This is a genomic window from Pseudomonas sp. 22526 (assembly GCF_052044735.1).
Taxonomy (GTDB): Bacteria; Pseudomonadota; Gammaproteobacteria; order Pseudomonadales; family Pseudomonadaceae; genus Aquipseudomonas; species Aquipseudomonas piscium.
The window spans coordinates 92,806-110,822 of record NZ_JBQENK010000021.1 but is presented as its reverse complement, the minus strand read 5'-3'; the positions used below and the strand labels follow the sequence as shown (position 1 = coordinate 110,822).

Genomic DNA, 18,017 nt, shown 5'->3' with positions numbered 1-18,017 from the left:
GCAGCTCCCGCGGTAGAGGCGGGAACCGCTGGCCGGCGCCAGATCAGATCAGGCCGGTTTCGTCGTCGTTGATCAGGTGGCTCAAGCCGCCCAGCGCTTCACGCGCCTGGGTCCGGTCCATCAGCTTGGCCTGGGCCGCCGGTGGCAGGTCGGTGACGCGGATCACACCCTTGCTGGTCAGCACCTGAATCAAGTCGTCGAGTACCCGGATCATTTCCAGGTCGCTCTGCTTGAGTTGTTTCAGGCTGACTTCCACCACCTCGTTGGCGAACCACTGCTGGATCTCGCTGTGGTCGGCCTGCAGTGTTTCCGTGGCCTCGGCGTAAGGTGCGGGCTCCACGCGAACCAGCTGGCCCTGTGCATCGCGTTGCACGTAGAACATGGGGAATCCCTCGAAATATGGTCCGGCATCATGCTGTCAGCAGCATAGGCCAACGGCGCGCTTTGGTCGCGAGTATGCGACGTGGCGGCAAAATCGTCACGGTGGGAACAACCGGCCACCCAGGACGGGTGGCCGGTCGACCCTGGATCAGCTGTTGTTGTGATCGATCTTGATGGTCGGGTCGCTACCGGCGATCAGCGAGTTGATGTTGGTGTTGGACCAGTTGTTGCCCTCCAGCTTGATCGTCACGTCCGCGTTGGCGATGCCGCCCGCCGCGTTGAGCTTGCCTTCGGAACTGACCTGCAGGGTCGAGGTACCGTCCACCGTGGTGATCTTCAGGAAGTTGTCGATGGTGCTGGCGCTCTCGCCCTGCAACAGGTCCCGCAAGTCGATACGGTCGCCTTCGCTGGCCTTGAAGTCCTTGATCACATCGTTACCGGTATCGCCAGCCTTCCAGACGAAGGTGTCGGCACCCGAACCGCCGATCAGGATGTCATTGCCCGCGCCACCGATCAGCGTGTCGTTGCCGGTACCGCCCAGCAGGATGTCGTTGCCCTTGCCTCCGTCGAGCAGGTCGTTGCCGCCCTGGCCGAAGATGATGTCGTTGCCGGCGCCGCCCAACAGCGTGTCATTGCCGTCATGGGCCCCGGAGACATCGAACTCGGTGTAGTGCTCGGTGATGTACTGGTGCACGTTGCTGGTGGTGACACTGCTCGCGGCCACGCCGGTCTTCTGCGCCACGAAGGCCTGCATGGCCTGGTAGCCCTCGCCGGCGATGCCGTTGAAGCTCACCAGGTCGCCGAACAGGATGTCGTTGCCGTTGCCGCCGTTGACCGTGTCGGCGCCCGGCATGGTCGCCTCGGTATGGCCGAGGATGGCATCGGCCAGGTTCGACGGGTCGATATTGGTCTGTGGGGTGCTGTCGGTGTCGTACGGCTTCAGGTCGTTGAGGCTGACGTCGTTGTTCAGACCGATCGCTTCCACCTGCGACAGGTTGCTCAGCAGGGTGAAACCGCTGCCGGAGTTGGTGGTGGTGGCGTTGTTGGTGTAGCTGCCCGCGCCGCCCAGGCTGGACAGCTCATAGGTGCCATCGCCCTGGGCGTGCAGGGTGCCGGCGTTGTAACTGGACCAGCTACCCCAGGCCTGCGTCCAGACAGTGACGCTGCCGCTGCTGTTGATATCGATCAGGTGAGTACTGTCCGGTTGCAGTCGAACGGTATCGCCCAGCTGATAGTTGCTGGTAGTGATCACACTGTCGAGCCTGACGCTGCCGTACAGGATCGGGTTGGTCTGCTCGCCGGTCTGGTAGTACGTCGGTCTGCCGTCGGTAATGAAGTACGTCAGGTTGGTAGCGTTGGTATTGCTGGTGGCCGCGCTGCTCAGGAAGAAGTTGGCCGTGGTCTTGAACACGTCTTCGTAGTTGGTGCCGCCATAGGACGTCATGGAGTCCAGGACCGACTTGAGCAGGGTCAGGGCGTTCGGATCGTTGAGGTTCACCGAAACCTGCTTGTTGACCTGGGTATCGAAGTCCGCCAGGAAGACGTTCACGGTGCCCGAGGTGCTGCTGCCCAGGCTGTTCTTCAGGGTGTTGAACACCGTAGTCAGCGAGTTCTTGGCGGCGGTGAGCGAGGCTTCGCTCATGCTGCCGGAGCTGTCGACCATGAACGCGATGTTGTAGTTCTTGCCCTGCACCACGTTCAGGCCGGCGACGTCGGCGACCATGATGTCGTTGCCCTCGGTGCCGACGAAGTTGTCGTCGCCCGCCGTGGCGACGCTGGCGCTGTAGGTGGCCGGGTACACAGTGACCGGGATCTGCGCCGTGCTGCTGGCCGAACCGCCCAGGGATTCGGTGGAGGTCGAGGTCACGGTCAGGTTGAACGAGCCGTTGTAGTGCGACGGCGGGGTGATCGTCAGCGTACCCAGGTTCCAGCCGGTGACATTGGCTTCGCTGGTGCTGCTGCCCGCGGTGAAGGTATGCCCGGCGCCATCGCTGAGCACCGAACCGGCCGGAATGCCGCCGATCTTCACGCTCAGGCTTTCCGAGCCGTCGGTATCGGTCAGGGCGGTGGTGATCTTCGCCAGCTTGACGCTGCCACCCTCGGCACCTTCGTTGAGCTTGTAGCCGTCGTAGTAGCCTTCGCCGTTGCTGCCGTGCAGCTCGGAGAGGGTGACGCCGGCATTGTTCAGCGCGGTTTCGCTCGGGTAGATCGGAACGTTGGCGTTGCTCAGGTCGACCGGCGTGCTGCCATTGACCGAGAGGTTGACGTCATAGCTGCCCGGACCGCTCTGGTTGGCGTGGTAGATGTCCAGGGTGTAGTAGCCGCTGGTGGTCGGGGTGAACGAACCGCTGATGCCGCCGCCGGCCCCCCAGGTCGCGGTGGCCACGTTCTTGCCGCCGATGGTGATCAGCAGGCTGTCGTCGCCGGTACCACTGAAGCTGTAGGTCTTGCCGGCTTCCAGGTAGATCAGGCCGGAGGTTTTCGAGCCGCTGCCGCCGGTCACGCTGGCGTCGGACTGGGCGTTGGTCACTACCGAACTGCTGGTCGGGTTGCCGGAGTTGTTGAAGACGGTTTTCAGCGCATCGCCGGTGATGCCGTTGCCGTTGGTGCCCAGGCCGCTGAGGCTGGTCCAGGACTCTTTGAGCAGGCCGATGGAGTTCACGCTGTTGCTCGCCACGCCCAGGGTCGGCGCATCGGCCACCGGGGTGATGTCGATCTTCACGGTACCGGTGTTGCCCAGGGCCTGGCCGTCGGTTGGCTGGAACTTGATCTGCGCGTAGTCGGCCTGCTGGTTGCCCACGCCGCTGCCGTTGTAGCCGTCGACACCCGACTCGTTGGCATCCGGGGTGAAGCGCAGCTTGCCGGCGTCGATATCGGCCTTGCTGAAGGTCTGGTTGGTGGCCACGTCCTTCCAGGTCGAGCCATCGAGGTATTGCAGCTTACCGTCGCCCGGCAGCTGGGTGATTTTCACCCCGAGGCTGGCCGCGGGGCTGTCGACGTCGCTGACGCCGAAGGTGGCCCAGGTCAGGGTCAGGGCGGTGTCTTCGGTGCCGGTCACGGCGCCGCCGGTGGCCACTGGCGCGTCGTTCACCGCCACCACGTTGACCGTGGTGGTAGCCGTGTTGGAGTAATTGCTGCCATCGGTCACCGTCACGGTAATGGTCCGCGGCGTGGTGCTCGGGTCCTCACTGCTGTTGGTGAAGGTGATGTTCTTGATCTGCTGCATGTAGTCGGCCAGCGTCGCATTGCCGGACAGGGTCAGGGTGATGGTGCCCGCCTGGCTGTTGGCATTGATGGTGATGCCGTTGACGCTGTTGCCCAGGTTCAGCGCATCGCCCGGCTGACGATTGGTCAGCACGATGGTGGCGCCGGTCAGCATCGTGCTGTCCGGATCGGTGATGCTCAGGTCGGTGTCGGCGATCGACACGCCCGCGCCCGGGGTGTTTTCGGTGAAGGTCACCTTGTAGTCGGCCCCGGTGGCGCCGCTGGAGTTGTTGGCATCCAGGTCGAGGACCGGTGGCGCATCGTTGTCGATGATCGAGGTAGTGACGCTGCCGTTGGTGCCGCTGACCACCAGGTTCTCGAAGTTGCCGCCGGTGGCCGAGTCGATCTTGACCACGAAGTTTTCCGTGCTCTCGGTGATCTTGTCGTCGAGGGTGGCGACGTTGAAGCTGGCGCTGCTGGCGCCGGCCGGGATCTTCACGGTGTACACGCCGGTGAAGTCCGAGCCGTCGGCGGCGGTGCCGCTGTAGCTGATCTTCAGGGTGACCTCGGTTTGCGCCGGGCTGGTCAGGCTGACGGTGTAGGTCGCGGCCTGGCCTTCGGTGACCGAGGTGCTGCCGTTGATGCTCACAGTGGTCGTATTGATGGTGTCGGTGACGCTGGTCACGGCCGGCGTGGTGCTTGGCACCAGGTGCTCGAAGTTGCCGCCGGTGGTGCCGGCGATACTGGCGCTGACGTTGCCGGCGTCGATGTACACATCGTCGGTCGGCGCGGCCACGGTCACGCTGCCAGTGGTGGCGCCGGCCGCGATGTTGATCACCGCGCCGTTGCTCAGGGTCACGGTCATGGCCGTGCCGGCGGCGTTGGTCAGGGTCGCGGTGTAGAGGATCGAACCGCCTTCGGCCACGGTGCTGGTAGCGCTGAGCGACAGGTTGGTGGTGTCCGGGGTGTCGGTCACGGTGGTGTCGGCCGGCTTGCTGTCGACCGCCAGTTTTTCGTAGTTGCCGCCGGTGGCGTTGGTGATGGTGGTGCTCAGGGAGCTGCCGCCCGCCAGGGCATCGTTAGGGGCGACGAAGTTCACGGTACCGCTGCTGGCGCCGACCGGGATGGTGATGGTCTGGCCGTTGGACAGGGTGACCACGACTGGTGAGCCAGTCACCGGAGCGGTGACCGACGCGGTGTAAACCACGGTGCCGCCTTCGGCCACATTCGAGGTCGCGGTGAGGCTGACGGTCGAGGTGTCGATGGTGTCGGTGACGTTGGTCACAGCCGGTGTAGTGCTTGGTACCAGGTTCTCGAAGTTGCCGCCGGTGGCGGTCTGGATGGTCGCTTGCACGGTGCCGGCGTCTTTGTAGACGTCATCCGCAGGAGCGGCCACGGTCACGGTGCCCGTGGTGGCGCCGGCGGCGATGGTGATCACCGCACCGTTGGAGAGCGTTACGGTGACTGGAGTACCGGCAGCATTGGTCAGGGTCGCGGTGTAAACGATCGAGCCACCCTCGGCCACGGTGTTGGTGGCGCTGAGGGTCAGGGACGTGGTGTCCGGGGTGTCGGTAACCGAGGTGTCGGCCGGCTTGCTGTCGACCGCCAGTTTCTCGTAGTTGCCGCCCGTTGCACCGGTAATGCTGGTGCTCAGGGAGCTGCCGCCGACCAGTGCATCGTTTGGCGCAGTGAAGTTCACGGTACCGGAGGACTCACCCACCGGAATGGTGATGGTCTGGCCATTGGACAGGGTGACCACAACTGGCGAACCGGTGACCGGAGCGGTGACCGACGCGGTGTAAACCACGGTACCGCCTTCGGCCACATTCGAGGTCGCGGTGAGGCTGACGGTCGAAGTGTCGATGGTATCGGTAACGTTGGTCACAGCCGGTGCAGTGCTTGGTACCAGGTTCTCGAAGTTGCCGCCGGTGGCATCCTGGATGGTTGCTTCGACCTTGCCTGCATCCTTGTACACATCATCGGCAGGCGCCGCGACGGTCACGGAACCGGTAGTGGCGCCGGCGGCGATGGTAATGATCGCGCCATTGCTCAGGGTTACGGTCACTGGTGTACCAGCAGCGTTGGTCAGAGTGGCGGTATAAACAATCGAGCCGCCTTCGGCGACGGTGTCGGTTGCTGTCAGGCTGAGGGTAGTGGTGTCCGGGGTATCGGTAACCGAGGTGTCAGCAGGTTTGCTGTCGACATCCAGTTTTTCGTAGTTACCGCCAGTCGCGCCAGTGATGGTAGTGCTCAGGGAGCTACCGCCGGCCAGAGCGTCGTTCGGCGCTGTGAAGTTCACGGTGCCGGACGACTCACCCACCGGAATAGTGATGGTCTGGCCGTTGGACAGGGTGACCACAACCGGCGAGCCGGTTACTGGAGCTGTCACGGACGCGGTGTAGACCACAGTGCCGCCTTCAGCCACGGACGGAGTTGCCGTCAGGCTGACAGTCGAAGTGTCGATGGTGTCCGTCACATCGGTAACGGCTGGAGTAGTGCTCGGCACCAGGTTTTCGAAGTTGCCACCGGTGGCGGTCTGGATCGTGGCTTGCACGGTGCCGGCGTCTTTGTAGACGTCGTCCGCAGGAGCGGCCACGGTCACGGAGCCCGTGGTAGCGCCGGCCGCGATGGTGATTACCGCGCCATTCGACAAGGTCACGGTTACCGGAGTGCCAGCAGCGTTGGTCAGTGTCGCGGTGTAAACAATCGAGCCGCCTTCAGCGACGGTGTCGGTTGCTGTCAGGCTGAGCGTGGTGGTGTCCGGGGTATCGGTAACCGAGGTGTCAGCAGGTTTACTGTCGACATCAAGTTTTTCGTAGTTACCGCCAGTCGCGCCGGTGATGGTGGTGCTCAGGGAGCTGCCGCCAGCCAATGCGTCGTTCGGCGCTGTGAAGTTCACAGTGCCGGAAGACTCGCCGACCGGGATGGTGATGGTCTGACCGTTGGACAGAGTGACCACAACCGGCGAGCCGGTTACTGGAGCGGTGACCGATGCGGTGTAAACCACCGTGCCGCCTTCAGCCACGGACGGAGTTGCCGTCAGGCTGACAGTCGAAGTGTCGATGGTGTCAGTCACATCGGTAACGGCTGGAGTAGTGCTCGGCACCAGATTTTCGAAGTTGCCACCGGTGGCGGTCTGGATCGTGGCTTGCACGGTGCCGGCATCTTTGTAGACGTCGTCCGCAGGAGCGGCCACGGTCACGGAGCCCGTGGTAGCACCGGCCGCGATGGTGATTACGGCACCGTTGCTCAGGGTCACGGTCACCGGAGTACCGGCAGCGTTGGTCAGAGTGGCGGTATAAACAATCGAACCACCTTCAGCCACGGTGTCGGTCGCGCTGAGCGTCAGGTTAGTGGTGTCTGGTGTATCGGTAACCGAAGTGTCAGCCGGCTTGCTGTCGACATCGAGTTTTTCGTAGTTGCCACCGGTTGCACCGGTAATGGTGGTGCTCAGGGAGCTGCCGCCAGCCAGGGCATCGTTCGGAGCCGTGAAATTCACAGTACCGGACGATTCACCCACCGGAATGGTAATGGTCTGTCCGTTGGACAGGGTGACCACAACCGGCGAGCCGGTTACTGGCGCGGTCACGGACGCGGTGTAGACCACGGTGCCACCTTCTGCCACGGACGGAGTAGCGGTCAGGCTGACGGTCGAGGTATCGATAGTGTCAGTGACGTCGGTCACTGCCGGCGTGGTGCTTGGTACCAGGTTTTCAAAATTGCCGCCGGTGGCGTTCTGGATGGTCGCTTCGACCTTGCCGGCATCCTTGTATACATCGTCAGTTGGCGCTGCGACGGTGACGGAACCGGTAGTGGCGCCAGCGGCGATGGTAATCACCGCGCCGTTGCTCAGGGTCACGGTAACCGGAGTGCCGGCGGCGTTGGTCAGGGTGGCGGTGTAAACAATCGAGCCACCTTCAGCGACGGTATCGGTCGCAGTCAGGCTGAGGGTAGTGGTATCCGGAGTATCGGTGACCGAGGTGTCAGCAGGTGTGCTATCCACATCGAGTTTTTCGTAGTTACCGCCAGTCGCACCGGTGATAGTGGTGCTCAGAGAGCTACCACCCGCCAGGGCATCGTTTGGAGCCGTGAAATTCACAGTGCCGGACGACTCACCCACGGGGATGGTAATGGTCTGGCCGTTGGACAGAGTGACCACAACAGGCGAACCAGTTACCGGAGCCGTTACGGACGCGGTGTAAACCACAACACCGCCCTCAGCGACGCTAGGAGTAGCGGTCAAGGAAACAGTGCTGGTGTTGATGGTGTCGGTCACGTCGGTGACAGCCGGTGTGGTGTTCGGCACCAGGTTCTCGAAGTTACCGCCTACGGCGTCTTTGATGCTGACCTCAACTTTGCCGGCATCCTTGTACACATCATCAGATGGAGCAGCGACGGTGACGGAGCCCGTGGTTGCACCGGCAGCAATGGTGATCACTGCGCCGTTCGACAGGGTCACGGTCACTGGAGTACCAGCGGCATTGGTCAGAGTGGCGGTGTAAACAATCGAACCACCTTCGGCCACGGTGTCGGTCGCGCTGAGCGTCAGATTGGTGGTGTCTGGCGTATCGGTAACCGAGGTGTCAGCTGGTTTGCTATCAACATCCAGCTTCTCGTAGTTGCCGCCGGTGGCTTCCTTGATGGTGGTGCTCAAGGAGCCACCGCCCGCCAGGGCGTCGTTAGGCGCCACGAAATTCACAGTACCGCTGCTGGAGCCGACTGGGATGGTGATGGTCTGGCCATTCGACAGGGTCACCACGACCGGCGAACCGGTCACTGGAGCGGTCACCGACGCGGTGTAAACCACGGTGCCGCCCTCGGCGACGCTAGGAGTCGCGGTCAGGCTGACGGTCGAGGTATCGATGGTGTCGGTGACGTCAGTCACAGCCGGCGTGGTGCTTGGCACCAGGTTTTCAAAGTTGCCGCCAGCGGCATCCTTGATAGTGACTTCAACCTTGCCGGCGTCTTTGTAGACGTCATCGGCCGGTGCGGCCACAGTCACGGAGCCCGTGGTGGCGCCAGCGGCGATGGTAATCACCGCGCCGTTCGACAAGGTCACGGTTACCGGCGTGCCCGCAGCGTTGGTCAGAGTGGCGGTATAAACAATCGAGCCACCTTCAGCCACGGTATCGGTCGCAGTCAGGCTGAGGGTGGTGGTATCTGGAGTATCGGTGACCGAGGTATCAGCCGGCTTGCTATCCACATCCAGTTTTTCGTAGTTGCCACCCGTTGCGCCGGTGATGGTGGTGCTCAGGGAGCTGCCGCCTGCCAGAGCGTCATTCGGTGCAGTGAAGTTCACAGTGCCGGAAGATTCGCCCACTGGAATAGTGATGGTCTGGCCGTTGGACAGGGTTACCACAACAGGCGAGCCAGTAACCGGTGCGGTCACGGAGGCGGTGTAAACCACGGTGCCGCCTTCGGCCACGGACGGAGTAGCGGTCAGCGAAACAGTCGAAGTGTCGATGGTATCGGTGACATCGGTCACCGCTGGAGTAGTACTTGGAACCAGGTTTTCGAAGTTGCCGCCGGTAGCATCCTTGATGCTGACTTCAACCTTGCCGGCGTCTTTGTAGACGTCATCAGCAGGCGCCGCGACGGTGACGGAACCGGTAGTGGCGCCTGCAGCGATAGTGATCACTGCGCCGTTGCTCAAGGTGACCGTCACAGGTGTGCCGGCTGTATTGGTCAGGGTCGCGGTATAAACGATCGAGCCGCCTTCTGCCACGGTGTCTGTCGCACTGAGGGTCAGATCGGTGGTGTCCGGAGTATCGGTAACCGAGGTCTCGGCAGGCTTGCCGTCGACGTCCAGTTTCTCGTAATTACCGCCGGTTGCGCCGGTAATGGTGGTGCTCAGGGAGCTGCCGCCGGCCAGGGCATCGTTTGGTGCGGTGAAGTTCACGGTACCGGACGATTCACCGACCGGGATGGTGATGGTCTGACCGTTGGACAAGGTGACGACGACCGGAGAACCAGTAACCGGCGCAGTCACGGACGCGGTGTAGACCACGGTGCCGCCTTCAGCCACAGACGGAGTAGCGGTCAGCGAAACAGTCGAAGTGTCGATGGTATCGGTGACATCGGTCACCGCTGGCGTGGTGCTCGGCACCAGGTTTTCGAAGTTGCCACCGGTGGCGTCCTGGATGGTCGCTTCGACCTTGCCAGCGTCCTTGTACACATCGTCAGCTGGCGCCGCGACAGTGACGGAGCCTGTGGTCGCACCGGCGGCGATGGTGATCACCGCTCCGTTCGACAGGGTCACGGTCACTGGCGTGCCGGCCGCATTGGTCAGGGTTGCGGTGTAAACAATCGAGCCGCCTTCAGCGACAGTGTCGGTCGCTGTCAGGCTGAGGGTGGTGGTGTCCGGGGTGTCGGTAACCGATGTCTCGGCAGGTTTGCTGTCGACATCGAGTTTTTCGTAGTTACCGCCCGTTGCGCCGGTGATGGTGGTGCTCAGGGAGCTGCCGCCAGCCAGCGCATCGTTTGGCGCGGTGAAGTTTACGGTGCCCGACGACTCGCCGACCGGGATGGTGATGGTCTGACCGTTAGACAGGGTGACGACGACCGGAGAACCAGTAACCGGCGCAGTCACGGACGCGGTGTAAACAACAACACCGCCTTCAGCCACAGACGGAGTAGCGGTCAGCGAAACGGTGCTGGTGTCGATGGTATCGGTGACATCGGTTACCGCTGGAGTAGTGCTCGGCACCAGGTTCTCGAAGTTGCCACCGGTGGCGTCCTGGATGGTCGCTTCGACCTTGCCGGCATCCTTGTACACATCGTCAGCTGGCGCCGCGACGGTGACGGAGCCTGTGGTCGCACCGGCGGCGATAGTGATCACCGCACCGTTGCTCAGAGTTACGGTGACCGGCGTACCGGCAGCATTGGTCAGGGTCGCGGTGTAAACGATCGAACCGCCTTCGGCCACGGTATCGGTCGCAGTCAGGCTGAGGGTGGTGGTATCCGGAGTATCGGTGACCGATGTCTCGGCAGGTTTGCTGTCGACATCGAGTTTTTCGTAGTTACCGCCCGTTGCACCGGTAATGGTAGTGCTCAGGGAGCTACCGCCAGCCAGCGCGTCGTTTGGTGCGGTGAAGTTCACGGTGCCGGAAGACTCGCCCACCGGAATGGTGATGGTCTGACCGTTGGACAGAGTGACGACTACCGGGGAGCCGGTTACTGGAGCGGTGACCGATGCGGTGTAAACCACAACACCACCCTCAGCGACGCTAGGTGTAGCGGTCAGGCTGACGGTCGAGGTGTCAATGGTGTCGGTCACGTCGGTGACGGCAGGCGTGGTGCTTGGCACCAGGTTCTCGAAGTTGCCGCCCGCGGCATCCTTGATACTGACTTCAACCTTGCCAGCATCCTTGTACACATCGTCAGCCGGGGCTGCGACGGTCACGGAGCCGGTGGTGGCGCCGGCGGCGATGGTGATCACGGCGCCGTTGCTCAAGGTCACGGTCACCGGCGTGCCGGCGGCGTTGGTCAGGGTCGCGGTATAAACAATGGACCCACCTTCGGCCACGGTATCGGTCGCAGTCAGGCTGAGGGTGGTGGTATCCGGAGTATCGATGACCGAGGTGTCGGCAGGCTTGCTGTCGACATCGAGTTTTTCATAGTTGCCGCCAGTAGCGCCGGTGATGGTGGTGCTCAGGGAGCTGCCGCCCGCCAGCGGGCTGTTCGGGGCAACAAAGTTTACCGACCCACTGCTTTCGCCAACCGGGATGGTGATGGTCTGGCCGTTCGACAGGGTTACGACTACAGGCGAGCCGGTCACTGGAGCGGTTACCGACGCGGTGTAGACCACGGTTTCGCCTTCGGCGACGGTCGCGGTTGCGGTCAGGCTGACGGTCGAGGTGTCGATGGTATCGGTCACGTCGGTGACGGCAGGCGTGGTGCTTGGCACCAGGTTTTCAAAGTTGCCGCCAGTGGCGTCCTGGATGGTCGCTTCGACCTTGCCTGCGTCCTTGTACACATCGTCAGCAGGCGCTGCGACGGTGACAGAGCCCGTGGTGGCACCGGCGGCAATGTTGATTACGGCACCGTTCGACAGAGTCACGGTTACCGGCGTGCCGGCGGCATTGGTCAGGGTCGCGGTGTAAACGATCGAACCGCCTTCAGCGACTGTGTCAGTCGCAGTCAGGCTGAGGGTGGTGGTATCTGGCGTATCGGTGACCGAGGTATCAGCCGGTTTGCTATCAACGTCCAGCTTCTCGTAGTTGCCACCGGTTGCACCGGTGATGGTGGTGCTCAGGGAGCTACCGCCAGCCAGGGCATCGTTTGGTGCCGTGAAGTTCACGGTAGCGGACGACTCGCCCACTGGAATGGTGATGGTCTGGCCATTCGACAGGGTTACGACTACAGGCGAGCCAGTCACTGGCGCGGTCACGGACGCGGTGTAAACCACGGTGCCGCCTTCGGCTACGGACGGAGTCGCGGTCAGGCTGACGGTCGACGTATCAATGGTGTCAGTGACATCAGTCACAGCTGGGGTAGTGCTCGGAACGAGGTTCTCGAAGTTACCGCCAGCAGTCTCTTTGATAGTGACTTCGACTTTACCGGCATCTTTGTAAACGTCATCCGCAGGGGCGGCGACGGTGACAGAGCCGGTGGTGGCGCCTGCTGCGATGGTGATGATCGCGCCGTTCGACAGGGTCACGGTTACTGGCGTGCCGGCGGCATTGGTCAGGGTCGCGGTGTAAACAATCGAACCGCCTTCAGCGACAGTGTCGGTCGCTGTCAGGCTGAGGGTGGTGGTGTCCGGAGTGTCAGTAACCGAGGTATCAGCCGGCTTGCTATCAACGTCCAGCTTCTCGTAGTTGCCACCGGTGGCGCCCGTGATGGTGGTGCTCAGAGAACTGCCACCCGCCAATGCATCGTTCGGTGCGGTGAAGTTCACAGTGCCGGAGGATTCACCTACCGGAATGGTGATGGTTTGTCCGTTGGACAGGGTCACGACTACAGGCGAGCCAGTAACCGGCGCGGTCACGGAGGCGGTGTAAACGACCACTCCACCCTCAGCGACGCTAGGTGTAGCGGTCAGGCTGACGGTCGATGTATCGATGGTGTCAGTCACGTCGGTGACCGCAGGCGTGGTGCTCGGAACCAGGTTCTCGAAGTTGCCGCCAGCGGCATCCTTGATGGTGACTTCAACCTTGCCAGCGTCCTTGTACACATCGTCGGCAGGCGCTGCGACGGTGACGGAGCCGGTAGTAGCACCGGCAGCAATAGTAATTACGGCGCCGTTGCTCAAGGTTACGGTCACAGGTGTGCCCGCAGCGTTGGTCAAGGTGGCCGTATAAACGATCGAACCACCTTCGGCGACAGTATCAGTCGCTGTCAGGCTCAGAGTGGTGGTGTCTGGAGTATCGGTGACCGAGGTATCGGCCGGCTTGCTGTCGACATCGAGTTTTTCGTAGTTGCCACCGGTAGCACCAGTGATGGTCGTGCTCAGCGAACTGCCGCCTGCCAAGGCGTCATTTGGCGCCGTGAAGTTCACTGTGCCGGACGACTCACCCACAGGAATGGTGATGGTCTGGCCGTTGGACAGGGTCACTACAACCGGAGAGCCAGTCACTGGAGCGGTCACGGACGCGGTGTAAACCACGGTGCCGCCTTCGGCCACGGACGGAGTAGCGGTCAGGCTGACGGTCGAGGTATCGATAGTGTCAGTGACATCAGTTACGGCAGGGGTAGTACTCGGAACCAGGTTCTCGAAGTTACCGCCAGCAGTTTCTTTGATGCTGACTTCGACTTTGCCAGCGTCTTTGTACACATCGTCAGCCGGAGCTGCGACGGTCACGGAGCCTGTGGTGGCGCCGGCAGCAATGGTGATCACCGCGCCGTTCGACAGGGTCACGGTTACTGGCGTGCCCGCGGCATTGGTTAGAGTGGCGGTGTAAACGATCGAACCGCCTTCAGCGACAGTGTCAGTCGCTGTCAGGCTGAGGGTGGTGGTGTCCGGAGTGTCAGTAACCGAGGTATCAGCCGGCTTGCTATCAACATCCAGCTTCTCGTAGTTGCCGCCAGTCGCACCAGTGATGGTCGTGCTCAGGGAGCTACCGCCGGCCAGAGCGTCGTTCGGCGCGGTGAAGTTCACAGTGCCGGACGACTCACCTACAGGGATGGTGATGGTCTGGCCGTTGGACAGGGTCACTACAACCGGAGAGCCGGTCACTGGGGCGGTCACGGACGCGGTGTAAACCAGAGTGCCGCCTTCAGCTACAGACGGAGTAGCGGTCAGCGAAACAGTCGAGGTGTCGATGGTATCGGTGACGTCGGTAACGGCTGGGGTAGTGCTTGGAACCAGGTTCTCGAAGTTGCCGCCAGCAGTCTCTTTGATGCTGACTTCGACTTTGCCTGCGTCTTTGTAGACGTCATCCGCAGGCGCAGCGACGGTGACGGAGCCGGTAGTAGCACCGGCAGCAATAGTAATTACGGCGCCGTTGCTCAAGGTCACGGTCACAGGTGTGCCCGCGGCGTTGGTCAAGGTAGCCGTATATACGATCGAACCACCCTCGGCGACGGTATCAGTCGCTGTCAGGCTCAGGTTAGTGGTATCCGGAGTATCGGTAACCGAGGTATCCGCTGGCTTGCCGTCGACATCGAGCTTCTCGTAGTTGCCGCCAGTCGCACCGGTGATGGTGGTGCTCAGGGAACTACCACCTGCCAGAGCATCGTTTGGTGCCGTGAAGTTCACAGTAGCGGACGATTCGCCCACCGGAATGGTGATGGTCTGTCCGTTGGACAGGGTTACCACAACCGGTGAGCCAGTCACTGGAGCGGTCACGGACGCGGTGTAAACCACAGTGCCGCCTTCTGCCACGGACGGAGTAGCGGTCAGCGAAACTGTGCTGGTGTCGATAGTGTCGGTGACATCAGTCACAGCAGGCGTGGTGCTCGGAACCAGGTTCTCGAAGTTACCGCCAGCAGTCTCTTTGATGCTGACTTCGACTTTACCGGCATCTTTGTAAACGTCATCCGCAGGGGCGGCGACGGTCACGGAGCCAGTAGTAGCACCGGCAGCGATAGTGATCACCGCACCGTTCGACAGGGTTACGGTCACCGGCGTGCCAGCCGCGTTGGTCAGGGTGGCGGTGTAAACAATGGACCCACCTTCGGCCACGGTGTCGGTCGCGCTGAGCGTCAGATTGGTGGTGTCTGGCGTATCGGTAACCGAGGTGTCAGCTGGTTTGCTATCCACATCAAGTTTTTCATAGTTACCGCCAGTTGCGCCGGTAATGGTCGCGCTCAGGGAGCTACCGCCTGCCAGGGCGTCGTTCGGCGCAGTGAAGTTCACGGTAGCGGAGGATTCACCTACCGGGATGGTAATGGTCTGGCCATTCGACAGAGTGACCACGACTGGCGAACCAGTAACCGGTGCGGTGACGGAGGCGGTGTAAACCACGGTACCGCCTTCAGCGACGCTAGGTGTAGCGGTCAGGCTGACGGTCGAAGTATCGATGGTGTCAGTCACGTCGGTGACCGCAGGCGTGGTGCTCGGAACCAAGTTCTCGAAATTACCGCCAGCGGTCTCTTTGATGCTGACTTCGACTTTGCCAGCGTCTTTGTACACATCGTCAGCCGGGGCGGCGACAGTCACGGAGCCGGTGGTGGCGCCCGCAGCGATAGTGATCACTGCACCGTTCGACAGAGTCACGGTCACTGGCGTACCAGCGGCATTGGTCAGTGTCGCGGTGTAAACGATCGAACCGCCTTCAGCGACGGTATCGGTCGCTGTCAGGCTCAGATTGGTGGTGTCCGGAGTATCGGTAACCGAGGTCTCGGCAGGCTTGCCGTCGACGTCCAGCTTCTCGTAGTTGCCGCCAGTCGCACCGGTAATGGTCGCGCTCAGGGAACTGCCGCCAGCGAGGGCATCGTTAGGTGCCGTGATATTGACGGTGCCGGAAGACTCTCCGACCGGAATGGTGATGGTCTGGCCGTTGGACAGGGTCACCACAACAGGCGAGCCAGTCACTGGAGCGGTCACCGACGCTGTGTAAACCACGGTGCCGCCTTCAGCCACAGACGGAGTAGCGGTCAGGCTGACGGTCGAGGTATCGATGGTGTCGGTGATGTCCGTCACCGCCGGCGTGGTGCTTGGCACCAGGTTCTCGAAGTTGCCGCCAGTGGCGTCCTGGATGGTCGCTTCGACCTTGCCGGCGTCCTTGTAGACGTCGTCGGCAGGCGCGGCAACGCTCACCGAACCGGTGGTCGCGCCAGCAGCGATGGTGATCACCGCGCCGTTGCTCAGGGTCACGGTGACCGGTGTGCCGGCCGGGTTGGTCAGGGTGGCGGTGTAGACGATCGAGCCGCCTTCGGCGACCGAGCCGCTGGCCGACAGGCTCAGGCCGGTGTCGTCCACCGAGTCGGTGATGACGGTTTGCGCCGGCGTGGTGTCGGGCGTCAGTTGTTCGAAGTTGCCGCCAGTGGCGCCGGTAATGCTGGTGCTGACCGTGCTGCCATTGTTGTAGACATCATTGGCCGGGGTATCGACCACCACAGTGCCAACGGTTTTGCCGGCCTCGATAACGATGGTCGAGCCGTTGGACAGGGTCACGGTAACCGGGGTCTGCGCCGGGTTGGTCAGGGTCGCGGTGTAGGTGATCTGGCCGCCTTCCACGACGGTGCCGGTAGCGGTCAGGCTCAGGCCGGTGTTGTCCACCGAATCGGTCACGGTGGTCTGTGCCGGCGTGGTGCTTGGTACCAGGTTCTCGAAGTTGCCGCCGGTGGCGCCGGTAATGCTGGTGCTGACCGTGCTGCCATTGTTGTAGACGTCATTGGCCGGGGTATCGACCACGACGGTACCGGTGGTTTTACCGGCGTCGATGGTGATGGTCGAACCGTTGGACAGGGTCACGGTAACCGGAGTCTGCGCCGGGTTGGTCAGGGTCGCGGTGTAGGTGATCTGGCCGCCTTCGACGACGGTGCCGGTGGCCGACAGGGTCAGGCCGGTGGCGTCCGGCGAGTCGGTGATGGTGGTCACCGCCGGCGTGGTGTTTGGCACCAGGTTCTCGAAGTTGCCGCCGGTGGTGCCGGTAATGCTGGTGCTGACCGTGCTGCCGTTGTTGTAGACGTCGTTGGCCGGGGTATCGACTACCACGGTGCCGACGGTCCGGCCGGCTTCGATGGTGATGATCGAGCCATTGGACAGGGTCACGGTGACCGGGGTCTGGGCCGGGTTGGTCAGAGTCGCGGTATAGGTGATCTGGCCACCTTCGACGACGGTGCCGTTGGCGGTCAGGGTCAGGCCGGTGGTGTCCGGCGAGTCGGTGATGGTGGTCACTGCCGGTGTCGGGTTCGGTACCAGGTTCTCGAAGTTGCCGCCGGTAGCGCCGGTAATGCTGGTGCTGACGGTGCTGCCATTGTTGTAGACATCGTTCGGCGGGGTGTCGACCACCACGGTGCCGACGGTCTGGCCGGCGTCGATGGTGATGGTCGAGCCATTGGACAAGGTCACGGTGACCGGGGTCTGCGCCGGGTTGGTCAGAGTCGCGGTATAGGTGATCTGGCCACCCTCGGTCACGCTGGCGCCCGCGGTCAGGGTCACGGTGGTGGTGTCCAGGGTGTCGGTGACCTGGGTGACGGCTGGCGTCGGGTCGACGGTCACCACCAGGCCACCGCCGCCGGTGGTACCGGTGACGCCCACGCTGATCTGTTTCGGGTCGTTGTAGACGGTGTCGTTCGGCGCCATCGGGACGTTGATGGTGCCGGTCAGTTGCCCGGCCGGAATCACGATCACCGAGCCGTTGGACAGGGTGATGGTCAGGCCGGTCAGCGGCGCCTGGGTCAGCGTGGCGGTGTACACCAGCACGCCGCCGGCTTCGGTAATGGTCGGGGTTGCGCTCAGGGTCAGGGTCGAGTCGCGCAGGATCTCGGTGGTAGTGCTGTTGTCATCAGTGGTCAGCGCGCCGGTGGTGTCTTGCGCTGCGGTGCCCGCCGCGCCGAGGCCGGCGGTCGGGAAGCCGATGGTCGGGTCGACCCGGCCCGCCGTGGCGTCGAGCATTACGAAGCTGTGGCCGCCACCGGCAGCGCCGGTACCCGCGGCGGTCGGGCCGGCTGCGGTGGCTTCCAGCTCAGTGGTCGGGTCCGCGCCGGCGACGATTGCCTGCTGCAGCTCAGCGACCGACGGCGCGGCTTGCTCGGCAGCCTCGGCCAGGTCGGTGCTGGAGTCCGGAGCGCTGCCGCTCCATTGGGTCTCGCGGCCCAGGTCCAGGGTCCGGCCATCGGCCAGTTCCAGGCTGACGGCGCCCGCCAGGCCGGTATCGACCTGGTCGCCTACGTACAGGCGATCACCCTCAACGAGTACGCGGCGAACCCCTTCAGGGGATACGACGAAAACTTGGCCAACAATGCTTTTGACGGTAGCAACAACACTGCTCATTGAGGATTCTCCGGGGGGTACCGTTCAGTAGACTTCCATGTTCCTGACG

General features: G+C 62.7%; 2 protein-coding genes. Both read right to left on the bottom strand.

The features are described from left to right. Window positions 1-43: 43 nt before the first annotated feature. Entirely contained in the window at window positions 44-382 is a 339-nt protein-coding gene (locus ACTJKT_RS26110) for a hypothetical protein (RefSeq protein WP_025808575.1), read from the bottom strand. Between the two features lie 147 nt (window positions 383-529). Next, a complete protein-coding gene (locus ACTJKT_RS26105) occupies window positions 530-17,968 on the bottom strand; it encodes a retention module-containing protein (protein ID WP_440789109.1) in 17,439 nt (5,812 codons plus the stop codon). Window positions 17,969-18,017 lie beyond the last annotated feature (49 nt).